Here is a 12,932-nt window from a genome sequence, read left to right on the forward strand (position 1 = left end):
GGGTCCCTGCGCGACCTTCCGGACGCTGCCGGGCGGGTTCGGGGGCACGATGAGAGGAAGCCGTACGCCTCGGCCCGCCCCGGTGCGGGCGGCGTCGGGCGGCGTCGGGCCGACGATGCCGGAAGGAGCGTCGCCGATGGGAGCGATCGACGGTTCGGGGACCGGTGGGCTCAGACCCCTCATTGCCGGGGTCACCCCACCGAGCGGACTGCTTGACGTCCTGAACGTCGCAGCGGTCGTCCTCGACTCCGAAGGACGGGTCGCCCTGTGGAGCCCACAGGCCGAGCAGCTGTTCGGCTGGACGGCCGCGGAAGCGCTGGGGCAACCCGCCGCCCGGCTGCTGGCCGCCAAGGAGCACGTGGGCCTGGTCACGGAGCTGTTCGCCCGTGTCATGGGCGGCGCGGGCGACTGGGCGGGCGCCTTCCCGGTACGCCGCAGGGACGGCACCACGCGCCTGGTGGAGTTCCGCAACATGCGGCTGCTCGACGAGCACGGCGACATGTACGCGCTGGGCATCGCGACCGACCGGACCCGGCTGCGCCAGCTGGAGCGCGACCTGGCCCTGTCCGCGCGCCTGGTGGCCCAGTCCCCGATCGGCCTCGCCGTCCTGGACACCGAGCTGCGGTACGTGCTCGTGAACCCGACCCTGGAGCGGATCAACGGACTGCCCGCCGAACAGCACATCGGCCGGGGCGTCCGCGAGGCCCTGTCCTTCCTCGACGACGCGGAGGCCGCCGAATCGGCGATGCGCCAGGTCCTGGCCACCGGCACGCCCCTGCTCGAACAGTTCACCGCCGGCCGTACCCACGGCGGAGACCGCACCGAACACGCCTGGTCGGTGTCGTACTACCGGCTGGAGGACGCCACCGGCCGGGTCCTGGGCCTCGCCACCTCGGTGGTGGACGTCACCCAGAGTCACCGGGCGGCCATCGAGATCGCCCGTAGCCGCCGCCGTCTCGCCCTCATCGCGGACGCCACCGTCCGCATCGGCACCACCCTCGACCTCGACCAGACCGCCCGCGAGCTCGCCGACGTCGTCGTACCCGAGCTCGCCGACATCGCTGCCGTCGACATCCTCGACTCCGTCCTCGAAGGTCGGCCGACCCTGCGGTCCTCCGCCCACGAGCCCGCGGTGTTCCGCGCCCTGGCCCTCGCGGCCGCCTACCCCAGCGACGCCGTCCGCGCCGCCGACCCGCCCGGCGACATCGCCCGCTACGCCGCGGACCGGCTGGTCACCCAGTCCGTGACCACCGGCCACCCGGTCCTCGTCGCCCACGTACAGGCCCAGGACATCTCGCGCATAGCCCGCGACAGCACCGCCGCCGACCTCCTGAGCCGCGCCGGGCTGCGCTCCTACCTGGCCGTGCCGCTCATCGCCCGCGGCGAGGTGCTGGGCGCCCTCGACCTCAAACGCACCCGCAACCCGCTGCCGTTCAACGACGACGACATCGTGCTGGCCGGTGAACTGGCCGCCCGCGCCGCCGTGTGCATCGACAACGCCCGCTGGTACCGCAACGCGCACCACACCGCCCTCGCCCTCCAGCACCACCTCCTGCCCCACCACCCGCCGCCCACCCCCGGCCTGGAGGTGGCCTACCGCTACCGGCCGGCCGCGGCCAGCAGCGAGATCGGCGGCGACTGGTTCGACGCCATCGCGGGACCGGAGGACACCACCGTCCTCGTGGTCGGGGACGTCATGGGCAGCGGCATCAACGCCGCCGCCAGCATGGGGCAGCTGCGTACGGCCACCCGCACCCTCGCCGAGCTCGCGCTCGACCCGCCCCAGGTGCTCCACCAGCTGGACCACACCACCGCCGCACTGGAGGAGACCATCGCCACGTGCGTCTACGTCGTCTACGACCCGCACGCCGCCGAGTGCCGGGTCGCCCTCGCCGGACACCTGCCCCCCGTCCTCATCCGCGCCGGCCACCGGCCCAGGCTCCTGGACCTGCCCACCGGCGCACCCCTCGGCGTGGGCGGCATCCCCTTCGAGTCCACGGCCATCGCCATGGACCCCGGAGACCAGCTCGTCCTCTACACCGACGGTCTGGTCGAGACCCGCGACCAGCCCATCGACGAACGTCTCGACCTCCTGCTGACCCTGCTCGCCGACACCGGACGTCCCCTGGAGGAGACCTGCGACCGGCTCCTGGACTCCCTGCGCCGCACGGACGACCACGACGACGTCGCCCTGGTCATCGCCCGCGCCCGCACCCTCCCGACCGGCTCCGCCTAGGCTCCGGCTTCCGTCCGGCTTTCGCCCGGCTTCCGTCCGTCTTCCGTCCGGCGCACCACGGTCGCCCGGGCACGGTTCTCCCTCCCGCCGAAGACGGCTGACCCCTCCGGTCGACTGTTATCGTCCGAGGTATGCCCGAGCTCATAACCCCCAGCCCCCACCTGCACACTTCCTGGCTCGCCGCGCAGCAGGAAGGGGGACTCGACGCCCAGCTGGACAGCGGTGGGCTCGGCTTCGACGACGAGGTGGACACCCCGGAGGGCTTCGCGGCCTGGGTGGAGCGACTGCGCCGCTGCTCGGACCGCACCCTGCCGCTCGACCACGGCCGGGTCCACGCGACGTACTGGTGGATCGCCGAGGGCGACACGTACCTGGGCGCGATCGACCTGCGGCACTACCTGAACGGCTTCCTCCTCGACGCGGGCGGCCACATCGGCTACAGCGTCAGGCCCTCGGCACGTCGCCGGGGCCTTGCCACCTGGGCCCTCGGGGCGGTCCTGCACGAGGCGCGCGTCCTGGGCATGGACCGGGTCCTGCTGACCTGCGACCCGGACAACGAGGCGTCGGCCCGCACCATCGAGGCCAACGGCGGTCTGCTGGAGGACGTCCGCGACACCCTGATCGGGCCCAAGCGACGCTACTGGATCGACCTCTAGCACGGCGTTCACCCACCGGCATCACCCGCGGACGCTCCCGGCCGGCCCGGCGGCCGTACACGAGCAGGAGCCCCGTGTCGTTCCACCGCCGTACGACCGCGGTGGGTCGATAGTGGGGTGGTGAGCGACAGGTCGGAAGGACGCGGGCAGGGTGGCGTCGAGGACGGCGGCGCCTGGTCCGGGCGGGAAGGCGCGCAGGCGTTCGCGGCGGTGGACGCGGCCACGGACCGGCTGCTCGGCTATCCGTTCGTCTTCCGGGCCCTCGCCCGCCGCATCCGCGCCGGCGAGGTCCTCGTGGACTACGGATGCGGTCCGGGCAAGGTCGCCGACGAGGCGGCCAGGCGGCTCGGCGTGCGGGTGCTGGGGGTGGACACCTCCCCGGAGATGTTGGCACTGGCCCGCGGCTCGGCGACCGCCGTGGCCGAGTACCACCTGGTCGAGGACGGCCGCGTGACCGACCTGCCGGACGCCTGTGCGGACGCGGTGATGTGCAACCACGTACTGGCCTCGCTGCCGACCGAGGCGGCCGTGCTCGGGGTGTTCACCGAGATCCGCCGACTTCTGCGGCCGGGCGCACCGTTCGTCCTGCTGGCCACCGATCCCGACCGCGGCGGCAGGGAGTACGCCTCGCTGCGGATCGGCGACCCGGGCGAGGTGTACGCGCCGGGCGACGAGCTGACCGTACGGCTGCGGCGCACCGACGGCTCCTGGCAGGACGTACGCAACCACGCGTGGCCCGCCGGATCCCTCCCGCCGCTGTTGGAACGCGCGGGATTCCGGGACGTCGTCCAGCACCGTCCCACCGTCGACGAGGCCCGGACCGTGGCCGACCCGGACCTCTTCACCGGCCGCGCGTGGTCGGCCGAGCGGGCCGCCCCGCCCCTGGTGATCACAACAGCGCTCGCGGCCTGATCCGAGCAGGCGACCTACGAAAGCGACGTCTGCGGCGGCACGCCGTGGAGGGCCCCGGTGTTACTGTCGCGCCATGTCGTCCAAGGCCCAAATAGACGTGGTGACCGCCGAGTTCTTCGGCGCCTTCGACAACCGTGGTGGCAAGACCGCCGATCTGGACCGGATCCGGCGGCTGGTCCTGCCGGGCGGAGTGATCACCATGACCGGCCCGCAGTTCACGGTCTACACCGTGGACGAGTTCATCGAGCCGCGCCGACGGCTGCTCGCCGCCGGCGGGCGCCTCGTCGAGTTCTCCGAGTGGGAGACCTCCGAACGGACCGAGATCGTGGGCGACATCGCTTCGCGCTTCGGGGAGTACCGCAAGTCCGGGACCCTGGACGGCAAGCCCTTCGAGGGGGCCGGGACCAAGACCATCCAGTTCGTCCGCACCGAGGACGGTTGGCGGATCGCCGCCTTCGCCTGGTACGACCAGCCCTGATCACAGCCGGCCGGACGCTCCGGTGCGGCCTTCGAGGCGAGTTCCGGGGACGGCCCTGGGCCGCGACGGCGACGCCCGGAGCCCCGTGCACGGCACGGTCCGGACCACCGCACTGCCCGCGGAGGCCGGGACGGTGGTGGACATCGCGCCCACCGACCGCGGGGCGAGGCAGCCTGGAGCGGGGACGTCGGCCGGGCGGGTCTGCCGGCCTGCGCGTGTCACCGGGACCGCTCGTTCGTCCGGCTCGACGAGGACCTGCGGACCGCCGCCGCCGAAGCCTGAGCGGGCTCAGGCCGCGGCGCACGGGGCGAGTGCGGTGCGGAGCCGGGCGGGCAGGCGGCGGCCGACCCACGCATCCCGGGGTGGGTCGCGCGGAAGCGCTGCCACGCCCGCTCGTCCACCCGTACGCCGGCCAGGCGCGGCGGCGCCGGGAGGATCCGCTCCCGGCCCGCCTCGGCCGGCAGCACGGCGTCGTACAGGTCCTTGCACCGTGGACCGTCCTCGGTCGCGGCGTCCGCCACCAGCCAGCGCAGCTTCCAGGCCGGCGAAAGCCCGAGGCTCGCCGTCCGGACCACCGTGACCCCGCCGTCGCCGCGTGGCACTGCCGTCCACACGGGTGCTTCGGGCAGCCGCTCGTCGCGGGAGAAGTCCAGCTGCGCCGTCCCCACCGGCCGGAGGCCGCCCGCCACGGGATCAGGATCCTGATCCCCGGGGGCCCGAACTCGCCGTCCGTGTACGTGTAGGCCCATGCACCGTCCCGGCGGGCCCCGTCCGCGTCCAGCAGGACGCCCGCGGCGGCCCGCGGACCGGCGCGCACCCGCTCCAGCGGCGAGCGTAGTCACCACCACCGACAGCACGGCCCGACGGACGGGCCGGACGATGTGATGTTCGGTCCGGCCCGTCCGTCCGCCGCTAGAGGTCGAGTTGGTACTGGTGTGTCGTGTGCGTGGGCGTGTAGCCGAGACTGTCGTTGACCTGTCTCATGTGCGTGTTGCTGTCGGCGGTGTCGGTCACGAGGCCGCCGAGGCCTGGGTGGCGCCCGTGCGCGTGTCGGATCGACTCGGCCTTCATCCATCGGGCGAGGCCGTGCCCACGGTGCTCGGGCAACACGCCGGTGCCGTAGTGCTGGCCATCACCTGTGCCGTCGCCGGGGACGACCAGCTCGGTGAACCCGGCGACCGAGTCGTCGCAGGTGGCGACGGCGACGACGGTGTGCAAGTGGTCGCCACGCTGTTCGACCGCCTTCGCCGCGGCGCGGACACGGTCCACGTCCCAGGTCACCGTGCCGTAGTCGGTGTCGTCCATGGGCATGTCGTCCATGGCGCGACGCGAGTCGGCGAACGTCTCGGCGAGGCCGTCGGGCACGGTCCCCTCCCACGACATCAGCCGGTAGCCGGCATGCGGATGCTCGACGATACGGGCGAGGGCGGTGGTGTCCACGTCGGCAAGCGCCAAGCGCGTGAACCTCATGGTGAGGACCTTCCTGAAACCGCGCGTCGGCAGGAATCGGTCGCCTGGAGAGCCGGCCTCGGCCTGCGCGATGACGCAGCGCCGGGCATCGGCCCGGGCAGCGGCCACGGCGGCGTCGAGGAGCCGCGAGCCGACGTGCCGGCGTCGCTCCGCCGGATGGACCTGGAGGGTCAGCTCGGCCAGGTGCTCCTGTGCGGGACTGTTGAACAGGCGCAGAAAGGCGGTTCCGAGAGGGACGGAATCGGCGTCGGACGCCAGCCATGCAAGACGCCGGCTGTTCGGGCCGTGCGCGGGGTCGGTCAGTGGGGTGATGCGAGACGACAAGGTGTCTCCGTCGTGAGGAAGTGGCCAGGGGCGGTACGCGGACTCAACTGCCGGGCACTCCTGCGCATGTGCTCCACACCTCCTCGTCGACGGTGCCGGTCCCGAACGGCATCGGCCGGCTCGGAGAATCTAGCCGGCCCATCGGCTCCTCGGCAAAGGATTATCGACAGGCCGGTGCGAGCGTGCGGTCACGGCCACCCGTCCCGTCGATCAGTGCCCGGCCTGGTGGGGCGGGGTGCAGCAGCCGTCGCGCAGCATCTGGTCCAGGACCGTTCGCCAGTCCTGATGCTCCGCGGCCGGTGGGGTGAAGGACCGTTCCAGGGCGCCCCGTTCGTGGAGCGTCCCGCCGCGGACGGTTCCCCGGACGCGGACCAGGTCGTCGAAGTCGGTGAAGGGGTGGCCCCCGATCAGGGTGAGGTCGGCGATCCGGCCGGGCTCGACCGTGCCGAGCCGGTCCGCGACGCCGAACATCCGGGCCGGGGTCAGCGTCACCGTCGTCAGCGCCTCCGCCGGCGACAAGCCGTACCGGTGCAGGGCCCGCAGGGCCAGATGGAGATGGAGGCCGACCGGGGTGAGTGGCGCGTCGGTGCCGAGCGCCACGCGCCCGCCGCCCGCGATGACACTCCGGTAGACACCGACCTCCCGTTCCAGGGCGAGGCTCTGCTCCGCACTCGGCGGCGTGGCCGCCGCGGCCCGCACGGCCGCCACGTCCCACGGCGGCATCAGGGACGTCACCCGGACGTCGTCGGCGAGCGCCGGGTCGGCGCCGATCGACGGGAGGGCCGTGAAGGGAGTGGCGATCAGGTCGAAACCACCGTGCGTGTAGACCTCCAGGGTGTCCTGGTACGTGTGCCCCCGCGGGGTCGCGCCGTGCCCGTACTCGGCACGCTCGGTCGCCACCAGATGCGTGGTCAGGTCCTGCCCGGACCGGATACCGGGGGCGCACAGGTGGGAGCCGGCCAGGACCCCGAGCCGCTCGTGCGCGAACCGGGCCGCCTCGGCCATGTACGGGTACGGCGCCCGCACGTACGTCTTGACGAAGTCCCAGTCCAGCGCCGCGGCCCGGGCCAGCGAGCGGGCGAACCCCGCCGGCGTGCGATGCGCGCGCCCCATGCTGTAGGCGACCCGCGAGCCGTCGAGGAGCTCCCCGCCCGCCAGCATGCGGGGAGCGGCGAGCAGTCCGGCCCGGATGTCCTCGCGGAGCCGGGCCTGTTCATAGGCGGAGCCGCCGAGCGAGACCACGGTGGTGACCCCGTACGCGAGGTGCAGCGCGCCCTGCCGTGCCCCGTAGGTGTAGGGGTACGGATGGACGTGGGAGTCCCACAGGCCCGGCAGGACCGTGCCGTCGGAGGCGTCCACGGTGCGGGTGGCGCGGCGGCCCGACCGGTGCGGTTCGACGGCGGTGATCCGGCCGCCGCCGATCAGGATGTCGACGTCGGCGCGGGGTGGGGAGCCGGTGGCGTCCCACAGCAGTCCCGCGTGCACGACGGTGCCCACGGGGGTGGGGCGCCGGTAGTTCAGGGAGACGGGAACGGTCCGGGGCGCCCCGATCGGTACGCCCGCGCCGTCGAGGGAGAGCAGGCGGAGCCGCGCACCGGACTGGTGGAGCAGGGTGCGGGAATCGCCGGACCACGAAGGATGGTCGGCGGGCTCGTCGGTCAGGCGGCGGGCCGGCCCGGTCGGGGCGCCGTCGGGGGCTACGGGAAGCAGCCAGAGGGCCGACTCGGCGACGCAGGCCAGGAAGCGGCCGTCGGGCGACCAGACCGGGCCGGACGCGTAGCGGTCCGCGAGCGAGGTGTGCGGGGCGAGCGCGTGCAGGTGGGCCGCCCCGGTGTCGGTGTCGACGATCCGGATGAGGTTGTAGCCCTCGCGGAAGCGCCGGCTGAGCCGGTTGCGGTCGCACAGGGCGAGGTGGCGGCCGTCGGGCGACCAACTGGGCGGGCCGGGCAGACCGCCGCCGCCGAGGGCCGCGACCAGGGGGGTCTCGGTCCCGGTCGCGAGGTCGCGGACGAGGAGTCGGCCGGCGAGGTCGAGGGCGGCGAGCCGGGTGCCGTCCGGCGACAGCACCCCGTAGACGCGGCCGCCCGCGGCGAGGACGCTCTCCCGGCCTGTGTCGAGTTCCCGGCGGCGCACGGTGTTCAGGCCGTCGCGGTCGTCGGTGTAGACCAGCGCACGGCCGTCCGGGCTCCACACCGGACCCTGGACGTATGCCGTGACGGGGGCCTGGAGGACCTTGCGGGGTGCGCCGCCGGTGACGGGGACGACCCACAGCGCGTTCAGCGCGGCGAAGGCGACGCTGCGGCCGTCGGGGGAGAGGGCGGGCAGGTGGATGCCCCGGACGGGGAGACTCCGGTCGGCCTCCAGGACGTACTCCTTGACCCGATAGCGGGGGCGGGGCACTTCGAGGGTGGCGTCGAGGGGGATCTCGCGGACATCGGCGCCGCCCGCGCCCTCGCCCCCGTGCGGGCGGATCACCCGGAACCGGCCGTCGAGGGTGATCAGCAGCCGGTCGTCGCCCATCCAGCGCGGGGGAGCGGGCGCGAGGTCGCCGTCGAGGGGGACCGGCCGGCCGTCGACGACGAGGGAGAGGTTCTCGGCCTTGCGGGGGCCGGGAGCCGCGGACAGCCAGGCGGTGCGTCCGGCCGGGGAAAGGGCGGGAGCCAGCAACCTGCCGTCGGTGACGCTGTGCTCGACCCGGACCGGGTCGGTGGCGGCGGGGTCCGCGGCCACGGAGGCGATGGTCCGGGCGGTCAGGGTTTCCCCGGCGGGCGTACCGCGTACGAACAGCACGCGTGAGCCGTCCGGCGACCAGACCGGGTCGAAGTCCTCCCACGCGCCGTCCTGGCCGGGACCGTCCTGCCCGGGCAGTCCCGTCAGCCGGCGCGGGCGGCCGCCGGTGACGGTGACGACCCAGATCCGGTACGGACTTCCGGCCACCGGATCGCCGCCGCGCTCGGAACAGAAGGCGAGGCTGCGGCCGTCGGGTGACCAGGCGGGTGCGCGGTGGTCGAACGGGCCGTCGGTGAGCGGGCGCAGGCCGGAGCCGTCCGCGTTCATGACCCAGATGTGGAAGCCGCCGCCGCGGTAGGCGCTCATCGCCACCTGGCTGCCGTCGGGGGAGAACACCGGACGGCCGGGTTCGAGGTCGGGCGGGGTCAGCGGCGTCGCGGCGGAACCGTCCGGCGGCAGTGACCAGAGGACGCCCTGCACCTCGGCGACGACCCGGTCCCCGGAGGCGGTGGCGGTGGCCGCGCCGTTGGTCGCCCGGGTGAAGCGCAGCCTGACCAGGTCCTCGGCCGCGTCGGTCCGGGCGACTCCACCGGGCGCGGCCCACGCCTGGTGCGCGCGACCGAGCAGCGGCGCGAGGGCGCCGGTCGAAGCCGCCCGCAGAAGGGTCCTTCTCGTGATGCGCACCCCGACCACTCGCCCCGTCCGTGGATGACTGCCCCGCATGTCCTGTCAGCCACCCAAACGATCACGACCCCGATCGGGCAACGGCGCCGCGCGGGTGCGTCGGGAAAAGGGTTTGACCTGGTGGACCGTCGGAGATCGGATGGTGGTCCATGACCACTGCACAGATGCACGCCGGGGCGCACCCCGTCGACGAGGACCTCGTACGCCGGCTGATCGCCGGGCAGTTCCCCCGGTGGGCCGATCTGAGCGTGACGCGGCTGCCGTCGGGCGGCACGGTCAATGTGATGTACCGGCTGGGTGACGACATGGTCGTGCGGCTGCCGATGCTGGCCGGCGGCGCCGAGGACGTGGCGATGGAGCGGGAGTGGCTGCCGCGCCTGGCACGCCGACTGCCCACGCCCGTCCCGGAGGTCCTCGGGGCCGGGGAGCCCGCCGAGGGATACCCCTGGTCGTGGTCGGTCCTGCGGTGGCTGGCGGGGGAGAACCCCGAGGCAGGGGCCCTGTGCCAGCCCGTGGCACTGGCCCGCGACCTGGCCGGCTTCGTGGCGGCGCTGAGGAGCCTGACCCTGTCGGGGGCACCGAAGGCCTACCGAGGCGGGTCGCTCGCCCTGCTCGACGCGCCGACCCGGGCCGCGATCGAGCAACTGCGTCAGATCCCGGAGGAGGGCGTCGACTGCGATGGGGTGGCCGCCGTATGGGAGGAGGCGGTGCGGGCCCCGGAACCGGAGGGACCCCCGGTGTGGCTGCACGCCGATCTGACGCCGGGCAACCTGCTGGTGTCCGGGGGCCGGCTGAGTGCGGTCATCGACTTCGGGTGCATGGGGGTGGGGGATCCGGCCTGCGATCTCTTCCCCGCGTGGAACCTGTTGCCGGCCGATGCGCGGGCGGTCTTCCGCGCGGAGCTCGACGTGGACGACGTGACCTGGCGCCGCGGCCGGGGGCGGATGCTCTCCCAGGCACTGATCGCGCTGCCCTACTACCGCACGACGAATCCGACGATGGCGACCAACGCCCGGCACGTGATCAGGGAGGTGCTGGGGGAGGTCCGAGGGTGAGGCCCGGCCGGGCCCGGCGGGTGTGCGCCGGACCCGGCCCTGCCGTTCGGCGGTCGTACGGCGCTCAGGAACTGGCCGAGGCGGTGCAGGCCGCGCTGCCGCCGCAGAAGGTGACGTCCCAGTGGTTGCCCTCTCGGGCGTAGACGTTGCCCGCGGCGGACCGGTAGCGGGCGGCGCCGTCACCGCGGTCGGCGATGCGGGTGAAGCTGCCGGTGACGTACGAACTGACACAGCTGGTCGGACTGAAGTCGATCTTGTAGCCGTTCCAGTGGCTGTAGGTGCCCGAGGCGTGCCCCACCTCGGTGCCGCCCGTGATGGTGAGCGCGCAGTGGCTCGCGTTGCGCAGGACGCTGACGTCGCTGATGGTGGCGGCGTTGACCTGCTCCAGCGAGGTGCACGTGCTGTTGTTCCGGTTGCTGCAGCCGCCGCTGGAGGACAGGCCGATACCGCCTGTCGCGTTCAGCTTGCTCACGGCCGAGGCATGGCTGAGCTTCGCCGGGGCGGCGTGGGCGGTGCCGGGGACGAGCAGGGCGACGAGGGCCGCCGTGGTACCGACGAAGCTGGTGGCGAGGGTGCCGCGGACTCGACTGCGCATGAGGATCTTCCCCTTGTCAGGATCGGCGTGCTGGCGGTACCCACTTCAGCAGTTCACGGCGGCCCTTCGGCGCCGGATCCCGGAAGGGGCCGGAATCGGTCCAGGATCAGGCCGATCAGTGCTCGTCCCGGAGCCGGTCGCGCTGCAGCTGGTGGGCGAGGGTGCGGCGGACCGAGGCCGAGGCCGTGGCCGGCGCCGGGGTGCCGGTCGTCGCCTTGGGCGGGACGTCGAGAGCGCGGCTGATCTCGTCGTACGCCGCCCGGAAGCCGGCGGGCAGTTCCGCGTGATGGCGTGACAGGTCGTCCTCGAGGAGGCGCCGCAGCTCGTCCACCGTGCGGGGCGTGAAGCGCCACCGGCCCCGGGCGAGGTCGTCGACGCGGCGGGCGCAGCGTGAGGTGTCGACGACCTCGACGACCGCCTCCGCGAGCCCCCACAGGCGCCCTTCGAGCCAGGGGGTGTCGTACTGGTCGAGGGCGAGCCGCATCGGCGGTGCGCAGTCCTCGCCCGCGTACTTCGCCACCTGCTTGGAGACGGCCGGCTGGCTCATGTCCGCGATCCGGGCGATCGTGCCCTGCGTCCAGCCGAAGCCGGCGAACAACTTGATCATCTCGGCGCGCAGCTGCCGCATCTCCTCGCCCGCGCGGATGACCTCGTTCATACCGGCGAGCATCCGCACGGCCTGTTCCTCGGTCAGGGTTCCGGGTGTCCCTGGGTCACTCTCTCGATCTGCCACAACTCGGTTATACACCGAGGCGCGCCGCCTTCATAACCTGGTTGTACAACCAGGTTATGACTGGCAGGATCCGCGGCATGCCCACTTTCACCGCACCTGACGGAACCCGGCTCGCCTACCGCATCCAAGGAAGCGGCGAGCCACTCGTCTGCGTCCCCGGAGGCCCGGCGGACTCCGCCTACCTCGGCGACCTCGGCGGTCTGTCCGTGCATCGCCGGCTGATCGCCTTGGACCTGCGAGGCACCGGCCGGTCCGCGGTCCCCGAGGACACCACCTCCTACCGCTGCGACCGCCTCGTCGAGGACGTCGAGGCCTTGCGCGAGCACCTCGGCCTCGCCCGGATCGACCTGCTCGCCCACTCGGCCGGCGCGAACCTCGCCGCGCGGTACGTGGCCCGGTACCCCGACCGGGTCCGCAGGCTCGCCCTGATCACCCCCGGCACCCGGGCTGTCGGCGTGGAGATCACCGGGGAGAGCCGACGCGAGCTCGCACGGCTACGGAAGGGCGAGCCCTGGTACCCCGAGGCGTACACCGCACTGGAGGCGATCACCGAGGGCATCGGCACCGGTAGCGACCGGGACGCCATCAGCCCCTTCTTCCACGGACGTTGGGACGCCGCGGCGCGGCGGCACCAGGCAGCGGCCCGGCCGGACAACGAGGAAGCCGTCGCCCTCTTCGCGGCCGAGGGCGCCTTCGACCCGGAGGCCACCCGCGCCGCGCTCGCCATCTGGCAAAACCCTGTGCTGCTGCTCGCGGGGGAGTTCGACCTGAACAGCCCCCCACGGTCGGTGGCCGAGTTCGCCGGACTGCTTCCCCACGCCACGCTCGTCGTACAGCCGGGCGCGGGTCACTACCCCTGGCTCGACGACGCCGACCGATTCGTGGCGACCACCGCGGAGTTCCTCACGTAGGTCCCGCTACGGCGCGCGGGCGGGCGGCCCCGTCCCGGGCGCGGGCCGTTGCGAGGGCAGGGTCGGAGGGCAGGGCGACGGCCCCGGCCGAATTCCCCCGGCCGGGGCCGTCATCGGGCAGGCGCGTCGTCCCGCGCGCCGACTCGAT

The 12,932-nt window shown here is 73.6% G+C and carries 11 protein-coding genes; 6 read left to right on the forward strand and 5 right to left on the reverse strand.

Going from position 1 to position 12,932, the window contains the following annotated elements; translation table 11 throughout:
* The first annotated feature begins 136 nt into the window (after nucleotides 1–136).
* The 4 genes from BCL76_RS33640 to BCL76_RS33655 all read left to right on the forward strand — a co-directional run bounded on the left by BCL76_RS33640 (nucleotide 137) and on the right by BCL76_RS33655 (nucleotide 4,282).
* Nucleotides 137–2,236, forward strand: coding sequence for a SpoIIE family protein phosphatase (locus BCL76_RS33640; protein ID WP_109783161.1), 2,100 nt, complete (start codon nucleotides 137–139; stop codon nucleotides 2,234–2,236).
* A 131-nt stretch (nucleotides 2,237–2,367) separates the two neighbouring features.
* The gene (locus BCL76_RS33645; protein WP_109783162.1) at nucleotides 2,368–2,892 is read left to right on the forward strand and encodes a GNAT family N-acetyltransferase; all 525 of its coding nucleotides are present in this window, start codon (nucleotides 2,368–2,370) and stop codon (nucleotides 2,890–2,892) included.
* Nucleotides 2,893–3,012: 120 nt separating this feature from the next.
* Nucleotides 3,013–3,804, forward strand: coding sequence for a class I SAM-dependent methyltransferase (locus BCL76_RS33650; RefSeq protein WP_181382849.1), 792 nt, complete (start codon nucleotides 3,013–3,015; stop codon nucleotides 3,802–3,804).
* A gap of 73 nt (nucleotides 3,805–3,877) precedes the next feature.
* Nucleotides 3,878–4,282, forward strand: a complete 405-nt coding sequence (locus tag BCL76_RS33655; protein WP_109783164.1) for a nuclear transport factor 2 family protein — start codon at nucleotides 3,878–3,880, stop codon at nucleotides 4,280–4,282.
* Between the two features lie 218 nt (nucleotides 4,283–4,500).
* Here the strand turns inward: BCL76_RS33655 and BCL76_RS33660 are convergent, their stop codons facing one another.
* The 3 genes from BCL76_RS33660 to BCL76_RS33670 form a co-directional block, all read right to left on the reverse strand.
* On the reverse strand, nucleotides 4,501–4,971 hold the full coding sequence (locus BCL76_RS33660; protein WP_109783165.1) for a hypothetical protein: 471 nt from the start codon (nucleotides 4,969–4,971) through the stop codon (nucleotides 4,501–4,503).
* A 223-nt stretch (nucleotides 4,972–5,194) separates the two neighbouring features.
* The gene (locus tag BCL76_RS33665) at nucleotides 5,195–6,076 is read right to left on the reverse strand and encodes a GNAT family N-acetyltransferase (RefSeq protein ID WP_109783166.1); all 882 of its coding nucleotides are present in this window, start codon (nucleotides 6,074–6,076) and stop codon (nucleotides 5,195–5,197) included.
* Between the two features lie 210 nt (nucleotides 6,077–6,286).
* Nucleotides 6,287–9,490, reverse strand: coding sequence for an amidohydrolase family protein (locus tag BCL76_RS33670; protein ID WP_375137995.1), 3,204 nt, complete (start codon nucleotides 9,488–9,490; stop codon nucleotides 6,287–6,289).
* Nucleotides 9,491–9,639: 149 nt separating this feature from the next.
* Here BCL76_RS33670 and BCL76_RS33675 point away from each other — a divergent pair, with 149 nt between their 5' ends.
* The gene (locus BCL76_RS33675) at nucleotides 9,640–10,545 is read left to right on the forward strand and encodes an aminoglycoside phosphotransferase family protein (RefSeq protein ID WP_375137996.1); all 906 of its coding nucleotides are present in this window, start codon (nucleotides 9,640–9,642) and stop codon (nucleotides 10,543–10,545) included.
* A gap of 64 nt (nucleotides 10,546–10,609) precedes the next feature.
* Here the strand turns inward: BCL76_RS33675 and BCL76_RS33680 are convergent, their stop codons facing one another.
* Entirely contained in the window at nucleotides 10,610–11,140 is a 531-nt protein-coding gene (locus BCL76_RS33680; RefSeq protein ID WP_109783169.1) for a hypothetical protein, read from the reverse strand.
* Between the two features lie 115 nt (nucleotides 11,141–11,255).
* Nucleotides 11,256–11,873: a hypothetical protein gene (locus BCL76_RS33685; RefSeq protein WP_109783170.1), complete on the reverse strand. Its 618-nt coding sequence runs from the start codon at nucleotides 11,871–11,873 to the stop codon at nucleotides 11,256–11,258.
* Between the two features lie 77 nt (nucleotides 11,874–11,950).
* Between BCL76_RS33685 and BCL76_RS33690 the strand changes: the two genes are divergently transcribed.
* The gene (locus BCL76_RS33690; RefSeq protein WP_109783171.1) at nucleotides 11,951–12,784 is read left to right on the forward strand and encodes an alpha/beta fold hydrolase; all 834 of its coding nucleotides are present in this window, start codon (nucleotides 11,951–11,953) and stop codon (nucleotides 12,782–12,784) included.
* The last annotated feature ends 148 nt before the right edge of the window (nucleotides 12,785–12,932 follow it).

Source organism: Streptomyces sp. CG 926, assembly GCF_003148825.1.
Classification (GTDB): domain Bacteria; phylum Actinomycetota; class Actinomycetes; order Streptomycetales; family Streptomycetaceae; genus Streptomyces.

Excerpts from the sequence above, each read along its gene's own strand:
- BCL76_RS33640 (WP_109783161.1), top strand. The coding sequence starts at position 137 with ATGGGAGCGATCGACGGTTCGGGGACCGGTGGGCTCAGACCCCTCATT.
- BCL76_RS33645 (WP_109783162.1), top strand. The coding sequence starts at position 2,368 with ATGCCCGAGCTCATAACCCCCAGCCCCCACCTGCACACTTCCTGGCTC.
- BCL76_RS33655 (WP_109783164.1), top strand. The coding sequence starts at position 3,878 with ATGTCGTCCAAGGCCCAAATAGACGTGGTGACCGCCGAGTTCTTCGGC.
- BCL76_RS33675 (WP_375137996.1), top strand. The coding sequence starts at position 9,640 with ATGACCACTGCACAGATGCACGCCGGGGCGCACCCCGTCGACGAGGAC.
- BCL76_RS33680 (WP_109783169.1), bottom strand. The coding sequence starts at position 11,140 with ATGCGCAGTCGAGTCCGCGGCACCCTCGCCACCAGCTTCGTCGGTACC.
- BCL76_RS33690 (WP_109783171.1), top strand. The coding sequence starts at position 11,951 with ATGCCCACTTTCACCGCACCTGACGGAACCCGGCTCGCCTACCGCATC.